Source organism: Gimesia sp. (genome assembly GCF_048262075.1).
Lineage (GTDB): Bacteria > Planctomycetota > Planctomycetia > Planctomycetales > Planctomycetaceae > Gimesia.
The window spans coordinates 455,049-472,855 of sequence record NZ_JBLXFK010000003.1 but is presented as its reverse complement, the minus strand read 5'-3'; the positions used below and the strand labels follow the sequence as shown (position 1 = coordinate 472,855).

The following is a 17,807-nucleotide window of genomic DNA, read 5'->3' as shown; positions in this document are numbered from 1 at the left end:
TTGCCGATAATCGGGAAACGGACTGAAGAACACACGCCTGTCATTTAACCGGGCGTTGTTTCAGAACTTCATGCAGCAGTTTTCCCTGTTCATCATAGAAACGAAACTGCAATTCCGCTTTCTGCCCCCTGTCTTCCGGTTTCACTTTCACATACAGAAAACCACCTGATGCCGGCTGAGATGTGTAGGGTTGTTTGACGATGCCTGCCGGATCGGTACCCTTCTTGTCTCCCGGTTTTACTCCCAGGCGGGAATTGGCATCCACCAGCGCACCGGTTGAGAATTCTTCGATCCCGGGGGGATGGATCGAGTGGTATTGCCAGTGACGATCACCACAGATCAGATAAAAGCCCCGCTGGTTCAGACCTTCCTGATCCAGCCACTGGAAAAAGTTATCTCGTTCATGACGGAACCCGCCGATGTTGGTGTGATTGTCTTTTTTTCCTTTGCCATCCGGGCCAATCATCGGCGTGGGAGAGATCAAGACTTTAAATGTAGCGTCCGACTTTTTGAGAGTCTCCTTCAGCCAGTCACGCTGTTTTTTTCCCCAGATCGTTTTGTCTGGTCCATCGGGGGAACGATTGGGGCTGCGATAATCCCGGTTCTCGGTAAACCAGACCTGCAGCAGTTTTCCCATGCGATACGTTCTGTAAGTGATGGGATCAGTGGCAAGTGGATCAACGATGGGAACCTGTTCCCGAAAGATGCGCAGCCCCAGCTCATTGTTCGGTTCACGTTTTCCTGTCAGATCACAGTCGTTATAGCGAAAGTCATGATCGTCTTTTTCCCAGTAGGTAGGTACACTCGAAAACAGATCGACATAGCGTGGCTGCACAAACTGTTCATGCCATTTTTTTCGCATTTCTGCAGGTGTCTGGGCAGCGGGTTTGGCTGGATGATCGTAATACACATTGTCACCCGTGCCGACAAAAAAGTCTGGTTTCAACTTCAGAATGCTCAGCAGCGCCGGGTAACCCAGCTCTTTGTCGTCCCCCTGGTAAGCGGGACGTTTCCCCAGACCATGATGAAAGGCATTGAAGTTCATGCCCGTCACGACCACAAAGCTGATCTCTTTCGCCTGGTCTGCAGCAGGCAGTGTCTCAAAGGTATTGGTAGGCCCGTGCTGTGTCGTCTGCTGATTGGGGCCATACTGCAGACGATAATAGTAGCGCGTACCCGGCTTGAGATCCTTTACCAGGGTTTTCAGCATGTAGTCATGATCAGCTTCCGCCGTCAGCCAGTCTGTATGACTGGAGTCCGTGAAACCCTTGTGAGTCGAAATTTCAAAGCGACCCACACCTGCACTGCCCGGCAGATCTCCACTTTGGTCCAGGTTCTCTGCCGTTAAACGAGATTGTAAGATCACGGAATCAGTATCCACTTCGCCTGCCATCTCTCCCTGTTTCCGATCCGGGAGATCAGCGTCTGCTTCTGGCAGGGAAACAGAAAGCGTGAGATTGAAAAGCAAACAGTAGCTCAGGAATCGTAATCGAACAGGAGTGGGCACGCGCATCGGGTTCTCTCCACATCGTTGGTTAGCAGGATAAATACCAGGAAGGGGACTGGATACAGGCTAACCGAATTCGAGAGCAGACTTCAACTCCCGTATCAATTATGGCAGCAGATAAGGGACCGTATAATAATAGACGGGTACCTGACAGGGGCAGGTCTGTCCGGGAGCAGCAGGTGGAGTGGGCGTGACAGGTGTCGTAGGAATGACTGTAGTCGCGGGTTTAGTCACCTTGGTTTCCGGCTGTTTCGGCGTAGCTGGTTTGAGAATCACGTTCTGAACCAGTTCCATTTCATCCAGAGGCAGACTGTCAGAAGACAGAGATGCCCGTGAAGTGACTTTGCCTGCTTTGACTGCTCTGACACGTGCCTGCAAGGTTCGCGTTTCGTTGGCGGCCAGTTGATCCATCTGAAATGATAACTGTCGTCCCTGTTCGTGGATCAATCCCTCGGGCAGATCCAGGTTCAGGTTCACCGAGTTCTGGTTCTGGCGACCTCGATTGCTTATCAGGATCTCCAGCGGAAAAACCTCTCCTTCAGCGACCACATCCGGTCCTTTGATCTTCAATTCCAGCGACGGAGCTGAAATTTCCGTTGTTGATGTCACGTTCGAAACGAGTGTCACCAGCGAACTGGTTTCCACTTTTCCTTCTTCCGCAAGGTATACTTGGATTTGCAACTCCCGTTCCTCATTCGGCTCCAGCCGCGCAATCTTCCAGCTTAACTGGTTCTGATTGACTTCCGCCGGTGGCGTCAGGTCCACCAGACTCGCGGCGGGGGAGAGTGTCTCATTCACATCGACGTCAAATGCGGTTGTTGTGCCCCGGTTTTTTACGAGAATCGAATAGGTCAGCGTATCAGCGGCCGTTCCCTGTTGGGGAATCGTTTTTCTGATTTCGACGTGTAACTCTTCCTGCTTACCAGGCTCAGGACGAACGGACTCCCTCAAAACTGGTTCGAGAGGTTGTTCCTGACCGACCTGCAAATGTTTGTTGCCCGTGATCCGTTCATGATAGAGGGTGGGGCGAATGGTGGCCCGAGTCTGTGCCTGGGTGCGATCCAGATTGACCAGGGTCCAGCTTTCATCAAATAGAAACCGGTCTCCTGGTTCCAGTTGGCTCACCAGGTCCCCTGCAGTAACCACAGCTTCGACCAGAAATGGCTCGTCTATTCCCGGATCTCGCATTTCACGTTCGATAATTCGGATTCTCTGCACATCAACAGTGAGCTCCGATTCCGCGGCTGTCGGCTCGGGGGGCAGTTCGAAATCCGGCAGTATGATTGGTCGCTCACGCGGTAACATGAATTCATCGCGTGCGGGGGTCGCTGCAATATGCTGCGGAAGTTCCCCAAAGGAGACATACAGCGGATCCGTTTCTGCAAGCACAAATCCATCTACAGCAGGAATTTCCAGCACAATCCGTGAATCAATCAGGTTGTCCTCTTCTGGTTCCGCCTGCTCTACTTCCACGGGAGTGTCTTCTTCCGTTACTTCGATCTCACCTGGTTCGTCAGCGGGCATCGCCAGTAACAGCAGGATCGTCAGGATAATGGCAATCGCGCCCAGTGTCGACGCAACTGACCACTCCGGAGCACTACCAAACAGAGCTTTGAACTTGATTAACCAGGCGGGAGCGTAATCCTCAAACTTGAGGGAGAGGTCGTATTCGACAGCGTCGTCTTCGATCTCTGCGGAATACCAGTCCGATTCACTGGAATTCGCTGTGCTGATCTCATCAGATTCCTCGCGTCCGTTCTCTGCAGACGCGGCGTCTGCACGCGCGCGGCGATTCAGGTCTGAGTTATGATCATCAGCTGGGGGCATCACAAAATCAAATCCGTTGCTTGTGTCTGTCGCCTTTCCTGGCAACAAGCGTCCCAAAACGAAATTAAGTAAAGATACACAGTGCGTGAAAATTAGCAAAAAGAGCCGGCAATGGGAAGTGCGATTTAAAATCCCCCCCAAATCGAGTAAGTTTTTGTGAAAATAGATAGAATTGGATATCGACTGAGAATATCCTGTAATGCGTCGACATAAACATAATGTAACTAATGGTTCATCAACCCTGCCTTTCAGGTCTGATAAGACCTAACCAGCCCAGAGGATTCTCGACATGTCATCGCTCAACCGTCGTACGTTTCTCAAAACTGCTTCCGCAGGATTACTCGCCTCGCAGTTGAATCTCAGTGGAAGTGAAGCCGCTGCTGCCAAACCGCTGTTGCCGGCCAAGGTAGTCGACACCCATACCCACTTTTACGATCCCACTCGTCCCGCAGGCGTTCCCTGGCCGAGGAAAGGTTCGTCCCTCTATCGAACAGTCCTGCCTAAAGACTTCGTCGAACTGAAAAAGTACCAGCCCGTGAATGCCACGGTCGTGGTGGAAGCCAGTAAGCTGGTCGAAGACAATCAGTGGATTCTCGACCAGGCGAAAGACAATCCCGTCATCATCGGCTTTGTCGGTCGCCTCACTCCGGGTGAACCCGATTTTCGTAAGCACCTCAAACGCTTTTCGAAAAATCCGCTCTATAAGGGCATTCGTATTAATCACGATCTGCTCGATCTCGGTTTAAAACAGCGACAGTTTATGGATGATCTGAAACTGATGGCCGACCAGGGACTGCAGGTCGACCTGAATGGCGGCCCGGTGACTCTGAATGGAGCACGTCTGCTGGCGGAGCAAGTTCCTGATCTGCGTATTGTCGTCGATCATATCGGTAACGTCGCTATCAAAGGGGATGAGATCGACCTGCGGTGGAGAGAATACATGGAAGCTCTCGCCGATCAGAAGCAGGTTTTCATCAAAATCTCGGCCCTGGTCGAGGGAGCATCACGTCACCGTCCCGATGCCGTCCCTGCCGACGTCGAATATTACCGACCGACCCTGGATGTCATCTGGAAAAACATTGGAGTCGACCGCATGATTTTTGGCAGTAACTGGCCGGTCTCCGAACGGGCCGCCGACTATGTCACGCTGCAGAAAATCCTGGTCGACTACCTGCAGGACAAAGGTCAGTCGGCCCTCGACAAAGTCTTCTGGAAAAATTCCAAGCTGGCTTATCGCTGGGACAAATATCCCGGTGAATAAATTGCACACAGCGTATCCGTTCCACAACTGAAGAAACCGGCCTTGACTGCTGCCCGTCGATACGCATCCTTTGTGCTCTAAAGTGTGTCGCGCGCGTTGGCACAAAAAAATCGAGTGAACCGCGTGAACCACTGCGAAGATCAGCACTACAAAACCCTCTGGTTTCAGCACGATTTGAAAAATAACAACGCATAACAGACTGCGGATCGACACACTTCACCCCGCTGTCACAGCGAACTAACCAGTTCTCATCCAGGCACCGGTTCCCTGTCGTCACCCATCGCCACAAAAACCATTTCATCCGTTCTTGACTCCTGCCTGTCCTTCCAGAGAATAAATCAACAAAAACAAGGCAACCTCTGATGCAGATCCTGAACCAGGCAGAAACCGGGTTGCCCCAAATAGAATTCAGTGTTGTCGCAAGCAACCGTAAAATGAAAGTGCCAATATTAAGCATGGTGTTCCCACTCTTAGCCATAGACCAAACATAATTAGCCGCAGGGACGTAGCCCCGGTTGAACGCCGAAGTCTGTATAAACCGCGTCTAAAACCATACGGTTGATAACAAAGAAAAAAGGGTAAGCCCGAATATAATTCGGGCCGAGCGCAGCGAGCAGGAGGTCGTAGCTGCAACATGCCTTCCAGTGACAGACTGCTGTGACAACATCACACCCGATACATTTAACAAGCAGGGAGGGAATTTAAGCTTCCGTCCTGGATGAATTCTACCAGATGTAACTTGAGAGCCTGCAGATGAACACGTCGCACCTCACTTTTCATTTTACTACCACGAAAAGCACGAAAGCTCACGAAAATGAATTTGAAGTAAGCTGGTTCTGGATCTGTCAATTTCAATCTACGAAATCAATCCGTCGGATTGCGAGTAGACTTTTCAAAACTGGCAACTCTTTCGTGTTTTTCATGGAAGAAAAAACTACTTCGATTTCACTCCCGCGGTATTCACCGCGATCACCTTGTACTGATACGTCTTCCCTGGTTTGGCGGTTTTGTCGACGAACTCAAACTTCTGCAGCGGCAGCACGGGGGTATCGCCGTAGCTCATGTTCTGGAATAGGGGGCGACCGAAACGGTTGGTCAGTTTTTCGGGGAGTTGCCCGATCTGTTTGCCGTCGCGTTCAATCAGGAAGGCCTGGATGCCGCTTTCGAAGTCGGTGCCCGCTTTCCAGGTGATCGTGCCAGTCGCAGCATCGACTTTGACGTCGGTCGGTGCGGGAGGCGGTGTCTTGTCGCTGACTGCGCCGGTCTTCACGAAGTCCAGCCAGGCCAGCGCGACTGCTTTGTCGGGCAGCCAGTTGGCTTCCGCTTTGTTTCCCTCAAACTGGTCATAAGGGACCGGCATGGTTTCACTGAGCAGCGGAGATAACCAGCCTTTGCTGATCTCTACAGCTTTCAAAGGGGATCCCACTTTGTCTGGCAGACGCAGTTGCAGGCAGGCGTTGAAGAAGGGAATCGCCAGGTAACGTGAGTCGCCGGTTTCGTGGCCCGTGCGGGGATCGGGGGCAAAAGCGATCGGTGCCCCTTTGGCGCGGTAGTCTTTGAACATCGCCAGGCTGCCCGTCCAGGCGCGGCTGAAACGTTTGTTTTCTTTCTCTTTCAGACCCGGATTGGCCACCATCGGAATCTGCATGGCCGCATCAGGGATCTCGGGAGCCTTAATTTCGTCATTAGTCCAGTAACCATACGCGGTTCCCGATTGAAACCAGATCGCCACAATCCGCTCCGGGTACTGCATCTGCATCAGGCTCGACCAGAACCCGCCTCCCGAATGACCCCACAGACACCAGGGGGCGGTGGCGACTTCAGGGTGCCCCGACAGTTTTGCCAGCTTCTGCAGTGATTCGACAAACACTTTGTTCGAACCGTTCCGCGGATCACACCACAGGCGGCAGTTCTGTTCCTTGGCCTGATGAAAACTGGGGCCGAGCAGGGCACAGCCGTTCTTGCGTGCCAACTCCTGCCAGTGCAGGTCGTGAGCCGCCGTGACGCTGCCTGTGCACGAACCCGAACCACAGCCATGCTGATGCACGATGATGCCCCGCACTTCCTTGAGTCCTTGCGGAATCCAGAGCGTATAGGTCACGCCAATCTGCAGCTGCCCCTCTTTTGGATCGGTTGGTTGTTCGTAGGTGGTGCTGTAATACGGCGGCTCGAATGAAGCGTCGACCTTTGGCAGCTCCAGCGGTGCAATGGTTTTGGTTTCTTCAGCAGTGACGGAACAGACAACTGTCTGCATCAGGAACAGAGCGGCGAGGTATATCAGAGGGGCGCGTGATTTCATGGTGTTGATCCATAATTAATTGAAGACTGCTTTAAATTCAGGCAAGTATCCATAGTAAACAAATCGCAACGCTCACACCAGCATCTTGAGCCATCTACAAAGCGGGATTACGAATCGGGAAATGCTGTCAGGTGGATGGCTTCCGATGGCTCATCCAGTACAGAGGCACGCCGATCAGCACCGGGATCAGGCCCAGCAAAGCCAGACCGCGGGCATAATCCAGACTGGCGTAAAGCATGTAGAGACAGGTCAGGCAAAACAGAATCGGCGTGACGGGATACAGGGGAACGCGGAACGGTCGCTCCATCTGCGGCGCTTTGTACCGCAGGATGATCAGACTCAAGCCCGTCAACAGAAAGAAGGTCCAGAACAAGGGAGCCGTTGCGACGAGCAGGGTATCAAAGCCGTCCTGATACAGTTCCCAATTAATGAAGTCGCCATGGATCAGTGTAAACGGCGCATTGATCAGGTGGCGGCCTGATTCCGTTCCTACCAGCAAAATCATGCCGATGGAGATCGCGCCTTGGGAGAGCAACGAATAGAGCGGAGCGTTCACGCGCTGGTTCCAACGAGCCAGAACCGCGAAGAAGCGGTGGTCCATGCCCAGTCGCACGTTCACACGGGAACCGGTAATAATTAGTCCGTTGATGGCACCCAGTGAGGAGATCATGATAATCAGGCTGATAATTTTCGTGCCGTTATCTCCCCAGGCGTTGCCCAGCAGTTCTGCTGCTGGCGTCGAGGAGTTCAGTAGCCCTGCATAGCCCAGCCCCCACAGGTAGGCGAAGTTGATCAGCAGGTAAATAACCAGGATTCCCCCGGTGCCGGCGATCAGGGCCAGGGGGATATTTTTACCAGGTTCTTTGACTTCTGCTGCGACGAACGCCGCATCATTCCAGCCACCAAATGCGTATAGCACAAACACCATGGCCAGGCCAAACTGCAGTTTTGAATCCGGGCTCTTTATTATTGGTGCGACAGCAGTTTCACCAGTTCCCTGCAGTCCCAGGTACAGGCCGCTCACGATAATCGCCGCCAAACCGATGACTTTTGCCAGTGTCAGGATATTTTGCGCCCACTTGCCGACCATCAGCCCCAGCAGATTCAGCAAGATCAGAATACAGACGGAAGCCGTTGCGAGGATAACTGACCAGCCCTCGGGGATCTCATAACCAGAGGCGTTCAGAAACGAAATCGCGTAATCAGCGAAGACATACGACATGATGCCGATATTGCCCGGGTTAATGGCGATGAACTGGGCCCAGCCAAACAGAAAGCCGGTTCCGTTGCCGTAAGTACGCGACAGGAAGACATAGTCGCCTCCCGTCTCCGGAATGGCCGACGCCAGTTCGGCGTAGCACAGCGCCCCGGCCAGCATCAGCAGGCCTCCCAGCCCCCAGATTACAAAGCCGGCTTCGATCGAACCGGCATTTCCGAAGACCAGGCTGGGCACTTTGAAAATCGAAACACCGATCACAATTCCGATGATGATGTTCACTGTGTCCCAGAGGCTCAGCTGTTTTTGAAAGCTTGAGCCCGACGTGGGAACCGGCTCAGATTGCCGTTGCTCTACGGGCATATGAAATACAGTCCCCTGTCCAGCCGGAATGGTAAACGAAAAATGAGGATGGTTCAGGCAGGAGTCGTACCAACCAGTATGGCGACGGGCATCGTCCAGATTTCCATGGTGTCATCCACCGTCAGGGTAAAGCCGGCCTCCTGCAGGAAACCCGCCCCATTGATGGGCTGGCAGTCCACGATGTGCGGGAAATGCTGATGCATCCATTTGTAGGTTTTTTCCAGGAAGCTGTCTTTTTCTCCTTCTTTGGGCAGCGCCATGCAGACGACGCCCAGGCGGCCTCCCGGCTTCAGCACCCGCTTGATTTCTGCCAGCATCGCCGGGATCGTTTCCAGTGGAAACAGTTCCAGTGTAAAGCTCATCGAAACCACATCAAAGCTGCTGTCGTCAAAGGGGAGGGGGGGGGTAATGGCGACTGCCAGCTCCACGCGATCGGCTACACCGGCGTCTGAGACCCGTTTTTCCGAGACGGTTTTCATGCCGTCTGAAATATCAACACCTCTCACCTTGCCCGTCGTTCCCACGGCTTTTGCCAGTGCCACCAGTGAATGTCCGGTGCCGTAACCAATTTCCAGAACTGATTCTCCCTCCTGAATCGCCAGCGCCGTCAGACCCTTTTCCCGGGCCACATGCTCGTTGGAATCGGCGATTGTGTCATAAGAATGGCTGATCCGGTCATAAAACGATTTGGTGAGTTTTTCGTCGGTGGTATCCATGGCTGTGTTCTCCGTACAATCAAGGTGAGAGTTTCATGCCGCCGATTATAAATGGGGGGATAGAACGAGAGAAGCCGCAAGCCGGAAAACTATCGGAACTTCATTAATTTGGAACGGTCAAAAGGAAGACCTGCATCGCCTGCTGCCAAACTGACGGAGCCAGGAAACCTAAGAAAATAGATCTTACGCAAAACGTTGTATTTTGAATTCCTTTCATCGCCGGAGCATGCTACAACATAGAGAGAGCGTTCGCAGAACTCATATCGCAGGGAATCAAACCTTCACGGGCAGTCTGTGAGTGGGGTTTGTTCGAAATGTTCTATGAAGCGCTTCAAGTACCTCTATTAGAATACATTGATGGATCAGGGAATGAGTCCGCGAGGTTCTTGTTCCATGCTGAGGAAGGAACAATTATGCGAAATGTGTTGGCCTTGGTTCTGGCCGGTGGTAAGGGATCACGTCTGGAACCGCTTACCAGGGATCGAGCAAAACCCGCTGTACCATTCGGCGGCGGTTATCGTATCATCGATTTTACACTTTCTAACTGCCTTAACAGCGGACTGCGGCGGATCCTGATTCTGACCCAGTACAAAGCAGCGAGCCTCGACCGGCATATTAATCTGGGCTGGCGGTTCCTCTGCCGGGAACTGAATGAGTTTGTCGATGTTTTACCTCCTCAGCAGCGAATCGACGAACAGTGGTACCAGGGAACCGCGGACGCCGTCTACCAGAATATCTACACCATCGAACGGGCCCGCTCGGAACATATTCTAATCCTTTCCGGCGATCACATTTATAAAATGGATTACTCCAAACTGATTCGCGACCATAAGGAATCCGGTGCGGAAGTAACCATCGGCTGCATCCCCGTTGATCGCGAGGAGGCCACCCAGTTTGGTGTGATGGGCGTCGACGATGACATGCGCGTGGTCAAGTTCGAAGAAAAACCGGCCAACCCGGCTCCCATGCCCAATCACCCGGGCAAAAGCCTGGCTTCGATGGGCATCTATGTCTTCAACACGAACTTTCTGTTCGAACGCCTGTGCTACGATGCCACCCAACTCGACAGTTCACACGACTTCGGGAAGAATATTATTCCGTCGATTATTGACGACCATCTGATTCGCGCGTATCCCTTCCAGGATAAAAACACCGGTGATGGATACTACTGGCGCGATGTCGGAACAATCGACGCGTACTACGAAGCGAACATGGATCTGGTTTCGGTGCATCCGCAGTTAAACCTGTACGATAACACCTGGCCGATCCGTTCCTATCAGCCACCCGATCCGCCACCTAAGTTCGTTTTTGCCCAGAGTGAGGGGAATAAACCACGAGTGGGTCAGGCCGTTGACAGTATGGTTTGCGCAGGCTCGATTATCTCAGGTGGTCGCGTCAGCCAGTCGATCATTTCCTCGAATGTCCGCGTTAACAGCTGGGCAGAAGTCGATAATTCGATTTTGTTCTCGGGCGTGAATGTCGGACGGCATGCGAAAATTCGCAATGCGATCATCGATAAGGGAGTATCCATTCCGAAAGGCTGCGAGATCGGCTACGACCTGGAAGCAGATAAAAGCCGTGGCTTTGCGGTTTCTGAATCCGGGATCGTTGTCATCGGCAAAATGGATGGGTTCCCCGCGAAGGTTGAACCCTGACCGCATGCTTCAGGCCTGATACCGGTGTTACGCCGGCATCAGGCGCTGCGCATAAAAATTCCCGGAAGCAGTAGCCCAGGGGGGGGAAGGACTTGTACTACTTCCGGGAGGCGATTGTACGCTTTTGTCTTTTCACGCCTGATAGACGTGCCTCATAAAACACTCCCTTTTAAAAGCTTCAAAAAAGATCGATGCCACAGCATCCGTGCCTTTGGCATTCGATCTTTCCACTGAGTGAATGAAATCGCTCAGCGGACACTAGTGTATTCTTGAAGGTTGAAAAAGGAATTGATAACGGTCATTCTGAGGTGTGATGTTATCAGGAATGGTTTGTTTGATGTTTTAAATATCAGCGTGAACGCCAATGGTGCGGGGAGAATAGAAAGTCATTTTGAATCGGTCAATACCAATCTCAAACGATTTTTTAAAAAGCATTCTGAATACGAATTCAGCGTGTAAATATTTCAAAAAAACACGGAATCAAAAACTTCGAAAGGATCTGGCATCATGTTTCGACAACTCTTATTACTTCTGGCTGTCTTTTGCAGTCTGAGCCAGCTTGCTCCCGTCAAATTAGCTGCGGCAGAGAAGCAGAAACCGAATATCATTTTCATTATGGCTGATGATTTAGGCTACGCAGAACTCGGTTGTTACGGTCAGACCAAAATCAAAACCCCCCAGATCGACAAGCTGGCAGCGGAAGGGATGAAATTCACGCAGGCTTACGCCGGTTCGATGGTCTGCCAGCCTTCACGCAGCGTTTTGATGACAGGCCAGCACACCGGGCACACCGCCGTGCGTGCGAATGACCTGAACCAGTTGCTGTACGCAGAAGACACCACCGTCGCCGAAGTACTCAAAGATGCAGGCTATGCCACCGGCGCGTTCGGCAAATGGGGACTGGGATATGAAGGAACTCCCGGCCGACCCGGACAGCAGGGCTTCGATGATTTCACAGGTCAACTGCTGCAGGTACACGCCCACTTCTATTATCCTTTCTGGATCTGGAAGAATGAGAACAGGCTCATGCTGCCGGAAAACGAAAACAATCAGCGAGGTCGCTACATTCACGATCTGATTCATGAAGATGCCAAAGCATTCATTCAGAAAAATAAAACGCAGCCCTTCTTCGCTTATCTGCCTTACATCATTCCTCACGTGGAACTGGTGGTGCCAGAAGAGTCAGAAAAACCGTATCGCGGTCAATTTCCCAAAACTCAAATTCTGGATCCCCGTCCCGGGTATATTGGTTCGGAGGATGGACTGACGACGTTTGCCGGCATGGTCTCCCGCCTGGACGATCATGTGGGGGAAATTGTCACGCTGCTGGAAGACCTGGGGATTCGTGATAATACGCTGATTATTTTTACCTCTGATAACGGCGGGCAGGGGGGGGCCTGGAAAGAGATGACCGATTTCTTCAACGGCAATGCACCGCTCAAAGGCCATAAAGGTTCGATGTACGAAGGAGGTCTGCGCGTGCCCTTCATTGCGAACTGGCCTGGAAAAATCGCTGCGGGAAAAACCTCAGACCTGCAGATCGCGTTCTGGGATGTATTACCCACACTGGCCCAGGTAGCGGGGACTACGGTTCCATCCGGTGTCGATATCGATGGCATCTCATTTCTGCCCACATTGCTGGGGAATGGGAATCAGCCAAAACACGAATACCTTTACTGGGAATATACCAAAGGGAAGATTCGCTCGCGTGCGATTCGTCAGGGAAACTGGAAAGCCGTCCAGAACCGTATGAATCGGCCGATAGAACTTTACGATCTGGGCCAGGATATCGGCGAGAACAACAACCTCGCGAAACAGCATCCCGAAAAAATCAAAGATCTGCAGCAGATCATGCAGCAGGCTCATTCCGAGCCACGGGAATTTCCCCAGACTCTGAAGCCGGTCGGCATCAAAGGTTACGTGAAGTAACGCGCCATGAATCTTCAGGGGGATAAAAAGAAAACCGCAGCCCGGTATCAGGCTGCGGTTTTTAATTGGTTCTGTTTTTACTTCTGGTTAGTTAGCCAGATCCCACCACCAGCGACCAACGGGCAATGCGGGGGCTTTGGACTGAACGGAAACGGCTCCGACTTCGGGAGACACTTTCAGGTTCTGCTGATTTTTTACAACCGAGTTCGTATCGACTCGCACGCCGCCGGCAACCTGTACGACAACATCTTTGCCGTTGTAGACGCGGTGATTGACCACGGTATCCACCGTGTGAGCTGCTTCGAATTCAGCCGGGCGATAAGCACCATTGGCGGCAAAGGCAGTCATTTCCCAGCCGGCACGATTCGCCAGTTGTTCGTTTCGCATCAGCGCGGCGACCAGTGCCAGATCGAAAATATTCTGCAGGTCAGCATAAACCAGATCCTGGCGAGCCAGTTCCTGATAATGTTTTGTAAAGTTGGCAGCGAATTCGCGGTTCAGCTTTTCAGCCTGACCTGTCCGTAACCGTTCACCCTCTTTGGTGACGATCTGGTTTTCTGACTGGCAGAGTACCGAGGAACCAACGACCTGGTATGCAGTGCGTTGCGGATTATGCAGGACCGAGTCGTATTTCATGGTCAGCCACCAGCGGAGTGCTTCCAGATTCATAGCACTTTTGCTGTTCTCTTGAGCCAGCAGATCGAAGTAACTGGGGATGTTTTTGCCAGCATCCAATTTACCGATGCCGATCAGTTTCATGCGGTAGTCTGCTTCAATCAGCACACGGGCGACACGCGAGGTATCAGGAACACCGTACAGGGTAATGTCCTGTACTCCCAGTTTTTCTTTGAGCTGTTTTGTATAATTTCGCACGCCGGCACCCGCACTCAGGGGGCCACGGGCATTAGACTGAGTGACAAATTCTTTCACGCGTGCCAGACCTTCTGCACGTGGATCGAAGGAGCATCCGAAGATTTCTTCACCCTGGTCTGAGAACGTTCGCAGGATGGTCACCAGGTCATCCAGTTGCAGCACAGGACGACCACTTTCTACACCTAAGGCCAGACCCTGCTCATTATAAATCCAGGCTTCGGCCGGCCCGGCGATCACGATTTCCTGATCTTCCGGATAGACGAAGATATATTCGACTTTGGTCAATCCCGCCAGCATTTTCATCGTTTCCACAGGGGAACGACCTTCTTCAATCAACTGCTGAACTTCTTTTTCCAGGCGGGTCAAAGAAATCAGTCGCAGCTGGCTGTTCTGGGCAACATTCTTATTCAAGCTGGCTTTACGGGCTTTAATACCCAGGGCTTCCAGTTCGCCTTTCAATTCCTGTTTGCTGATATGATGCAGCATTCCGTGAGGATCAACGCGGACACCAGCGGAGAACTGACGAAGTGAACCTTCACCAGATCCGTCGTCGATCCACCCACCTGAAGTCTGTGATTGAATCAGGTCAATCAACTCGGTGAAGTCAGCCAGTTGAGATCCACCAGCCAGCGACATGGCCTGAGCCCGTTCGCCCATGGCTTTCGTGCGTTCATCAGCCAGAGGGATACGGTTGATGGTTCCCAGGGCAGCGATAAAGTCACCGGAGTCCATCTGGGCTTTGACAACCATTCTGAGTAAGAGAGTACGTTCCTGCAGGTTGGCCACTGTTTCAGCAATTTCAATCGCCTGTCCGAATTCCCCTGCTGACAGATGTGCGGCAACCTGTTCTTCAGTTGATACGCGTGGCATTTCAACAACTGGTTTTGTTTCCGCTACAGGAGGAACCGCGACGGTTTCCTGAGCTTCCAGGACCAGCGGCGTTTCGACCGGAGCCTGAAACTCTTCTGATACTTTTTCCACAGTTACTTCAGGCTGGGGATTCACCAGATAAAAGGTGACTCCCAGAACAACAGCTAAACAGACAACGGTTGCCAGAACTGAAACAACACTGGAGCCGACGCGAGGGTGATTAGGGCGCATGGACGCTCTCCAAATGGCACAACTTATTAACGGACAAACTTGCAGTTCGGATATGCACGTACTGCAAGATGGGAAGTTTAAGGACTTTATGTACTAGGATCGTCCAACTTTGCCCTGACGTCAAGCATAATCTTAAATTTCTTGGTCTTCCCAATTCAGCTCAGCTCTGACATCCAAAGAACAGTTACAAGTAGTAGAATAGAAACACTTCGTTCAAATTCAGAAACGCCTTAAAACTCCTGCGATCGCTTTAGAAAGAATATTCGTGCCAGAACTGCCTGAAGTTGAGACCATGGTCCGCGGAATCCGTGAATCGGTGGAAGGTCGCAAAATTAAAGACTTTCGTACCTGTGACTGCCCGTGTAAACCCATTTCCATGAAGCCGGGCTTTAAAACCATTCAATCAAAAGCTTTAAATCAAACCGTGACCCGCGTCTGGCGTCGTGCGAAACGGGTGATCCTGGATCTGGAGAATGGATATTCGTTCGTTATTGAACCGCGGATGACTGGACTGATGTTACTTGCAGACCCACCCGATACTGGACACCTGCGTCTGGAGTGGCTGCTGCAAAAAGGACGCTCCAGTCGATCACTCTGGTTCTGGGATCGACGTGGACTGGGAACGGTTCAACTGCTCAGTCAGGCGGAACAGGAAACGGTTCTGGGACCGCAGAAACTGGGCCCCGATGCCCTTGAGATTACCGTCAACGAGCTGAAACAGCGGCTGGCGAAGACCAGCCGCGCCGTGAAGGTCGCTTTACTGGATCAAAAAATGGTCGCGGGAATCGGCAATCTTTATGCCAGCGAAATGCTGCACCAGAGCTGCATTCATCCCGAACAGACAGCAGATCAGTTGTCTGCAGCAGAAATCAAAGCATTGCACAAAGCGATGCAGCAGATTCTGAAAACCGCCATTCGCTATGAGGGATCGACTCTTGGCGATGGAACCTATCGAAATGCGCTCAATCAGTCGGGCGGCTATCAGAACCAGCATCGCGTGTACGGTCAGGAAGATAAAAAATGTCCGTCCTGCAAGGGAGCGCAGATCATCCGAATTGTCCAGGCCCAGCGTTCTACGTTTTTCTGTCCCTGTTGTCAGGTCCTGCAGTCATAAACAATATCAACCCGCTGTTTCCCGATCAGGTAACGCTGCATCCCTAAGCGGTATGATAAATCTGAGAAAATTCGCTGATTTGAGGGGAGAATTGACGAATCATGCTTTTCTCTACAGACAATTTTGGAATAAGATCGTCTGAGAGATGTTAAGGCGATTTCGCAGCATCTGATTCGGATCTCATACCCACTGGTAATCCATGTCGTATCGTGCATTCAAAAAACTGCTGGGGGAAACCAACCTCGAACGCAAGTGTCGCTACCTGTTTGGTGGCGGATTGCTCGTATTAATTACGGCCAGCTTTTCATTGAATACCTGGTTGAACAATCAGGTGTTGAACGATCAGAACATTACCTCCGCCCGTTTACTGGTTGCGCCGATCATCCTGGAAAAACACTGGAAATGGTCCGAATCGAACGATCAATACCGTATGCTGATCGAAAAAATTGCGCAGTCAGTCAAGCCTAAGGATCTCGGCGACTACAGCTGGGCGGTCTTTAAAGCGAATCCATCCAATGCGGATTCCAAGGAGCGTCCTATCGACAGTGCCGGCTATGAAGCGCTGGAACGCATCAAACAGGGTGAGAACGAAATCTTTTACCGCGATGAAGCGGAAGGGAAATTTCAGTATTACGGTGCCATACACGCGACGGAATCCTGTGTCTCCTGCCATCGACTCCGCGATGATCCCGATCTGGAACTGGGAGGGCTCATCGGAATCGTCAATATTCGCTTTCCCTCACAGAAGGTCGAACAGGCACAGAACTGGAACAATGCCATCAACCTGGCTTCAGCTCTCGTGACAGCCGTGCTGGCGATGCTGGCCGCTTATGCGATCGTTCGCTACGTGATTGTCAAGCCGGTACTCCACCTCAAGGATGTCAGCGACCAGATTGCACACGGCAACCTGGACTTGCGGGCCGACATCCGCACGGGAGACGAATTTGAAGAACTGAGCTATGCCTTCAACCGCATGCTTCGTCACCTGGTCACCGTGCAGGAAGAACTGCGGACCGTCAATACCGACCTCGATACCAAAGTGGACGAACTGGCGCAGGTCAACCTCAGACTCTATGAAATGAACAAACTCAAAGACGAGTTCCTGGCGACCATGAGCCACGAACTGCGCACGCCTCTGAACAGTATTCTCGGTTTCAGTGATCTGCTGGCAAATTCCAAAGATCTCAATGAGAAGCAGAAACGTTATGTCAGTAACATTCAGATGTCTGGCAAAAACCTGTTGGCTCAGATCAATGATGTCCTCGATCTGGCAAAAATTGAGAGCGGTAAAATGGAACTGCAGCTTTCCGAAATTTCCGTGGCTGATCTGATTGAACGTCGGGTAGGCAATATGCTTCCCCTGGCGGATAAGAAGAATATTGAGCTGACCTCCGAAATTGATCCGAAGATTCCGATTCTGTTTCAGGACTCCATCAAAATTCAGCAGATTCTCAATAACCTCCTTTCCAATGCCATCAAGTTTACCCCGGAAGGTGGCAGAGTCCATGTTGCAGCAAAACTCTGCGAAGAGGACCCGAAACACATGGACCTCATTGTGGAAGATACAGGGATTGGCATCCCCCTGGATGAACAGGCACATATCTTTGAAAAATTCCGCCAGGGAAAATCTTCTTCCGAATCGCGGGATACGATGAGCCGTTCTTATGAAGGGACGGGACTGGGGTTATCGATCATTCGCGAACTTTCCAAGTTACTCGACGGCGAAGTCTTTCTGGAAAGTGAATTTGGTCGAGGCAGTACGTTTACCGCACGCCTGCCTGTTCGCATGAGCCTGTCTCCGGAGGGCATTCTCACGGACCTGGATGATACTTCTGTCGGCATGAATCGCATCAAAACATCCGATCTCAAGGTTTATTCCCGGGAAAAACTCGGGGAGAACGAACATTCTGAGACGCGCACTCCTTGAATCTATGACTGTCAGTGCC

11 protein-coding genes are annotated in these 17,807 nt (G+C 51.8%); 5 read left to right on the top strand and 6 right to left on the bottom strand.

Translation table 11 applies throughout. The features are described 5' to 3' along the window. Positions 1-40: 40 nt before the first annotated feature. Together ACN0YH_RS09335 and ACN0YH_RS09330 are read right to left on the bottom strand one after the other, a co-directional pair. Positions 41-1,513: an alkaline phosphatase D family protein gene (locus ACN0YH_RS09335; RefSeq protein WP_417379296.1), complete on the bottom strand. Its 1,473-nt coding sequence runs from the start codon at positions 1,511-1,513 to the stop codon at positions 41-43. Positions 1,514-1,612: 99 nt separating this feature from the next. Then, entirely contained in the window at positions 1,613-3,334 is a 1,722-nt protein-coding gene (locus tag ACN0YH_RS09330; RefSeq protein WP_417379359.1) for a hypothetical protein, read from the bottom strand. Positions 3,335-3,623: 289 nt separating this feature from the next. On the opposite strand from ACN0YH_RS09330, the gene ACN0YH_RS09325 reads away from it, so the two are divergent. Continuing rightward, positions 3,624-4,595 (top strand): amidohydrolase family protein, encoded by a 972-nt coding sequence (locus ACN0YH_RS09325; RefSeq protein ID WP_417379295.1) that lies wholly within the window; start codon positions 3,624-3,626, stop codon positions 4,593-4,595. Between the two features lie 934 nt (positions 4,596-5,529). Here ACN0YH_RS09325 and ACN0YH_RS09320 read toward each other — a convergent pair. The 3 genes from ACN0YH_RS09320 to ACN0YH_RS09310 form a co-directional block, all read right to left on the bottom strand. After that, a complete protein-coding gene (locus tag ACN0YH_RS09320; RefSeq protein WP_417379294.1) occupies positions 5,530-6,894 on the bottom strand; it encodes a hypothetical protein in 1,365 nt (454 codons plus the stop codon). A gap of 127 nt (positions 6,895-7,021) precedes the next feature. Further along, positions 7,022-8,473 (bottom strand): APC family permease, encoded by a 1,452-nt coding sequence (locus ACN0YH_RS09315; protein WP_417379293.1) that lies wholly within the window; start codon positions 8,471-8,473, stop codon positions 7,022-7,024. A gap of 53 nt (positions 8,474-8,526) precedes the next feature. After that, the gene (locus ACN0YH_RS09310; protein WP_417379292.1) at positions 8,527-9,189 is read right to left on the bottom strand and encodes a class I SAM-dependent methyltransferase; all 663 of its coding nucleotides are present in this window, start codon (positions 9,187-9,189) and stop codon (positions 8,527-8,529) included. A 413-nt stretch (positions 9,190-9,602) separates the two neighbouring features. Between ACN0YH_RS09310 and glgC the strand changes: the two genes are divergently transcribed. Next, complete coding sequence (gene glgC / locus ACN0YH_RS09305) at positions 9,603-10,844, top strand: glucose-1-phosphate adenylyltransferase (RefSeq protein WP_417379291.1); 1,242 nt, start codon at positions 9,603-9,605, stop codon at positions 10,842-10,844. Positions 10,845-11,351: 507 nt separating this feature from the next. Next, entirely contained in the window at positions 11,352-12,773 is a 1,422-nt protein-coding gene (locus ACN0YH_RS09300; RefSeq protein ID WP_417379290.1) for an arylsulfatase, read from the top strand. An 87-nt stretch (positions 12,774-12,860) separates the two neighbouring features. On the opposite strand, the gene ACN0YH_RS09295 is transcribed toward ACN0YH_RS09300, so the two are convergent. Next, the gene (locus ACN0YH_RS09295) at positions 12,861-14,747 is read right to left on the bottom strand and encodes a DUF1598 domain-containing protein (RefSeq protein ID WP_417379289.1); all 1,887 of its coding nucleotides are present in this window, start codon (positions 14,745-14,747) and stop codon (positions 12,861-12,863) included. 265 nt (positions 14,748-15,012) lie between these two features. On the opposite strand from ACN0YH_RS09295, the gene mutM reads away from it, so the two are divergent. Further along, a complete protein-coding gene (gene mutM, locus ACN0YH_RS09290; RefSeq protein ID WP_417379288.1) occupies positions 15,013-15,861 on the top strand; it encodes a DNA-formamidopyrimidine glycosylase in 849 nt (282 codons plus the stop codon). A 199-nt stretch (positions 15,862-16,060) separates the two neighbouring features. After that, entirely contained in the window at positions 16,061-17,788 is a 1,728-nt protein-coding gene (locus ACN0YH_RS09285) for an ATP-binding protein (protein ID WP_417379287.1), read from the top strand. Positions 17,789-17,807 lie beyond the last annotated feature (19 nt).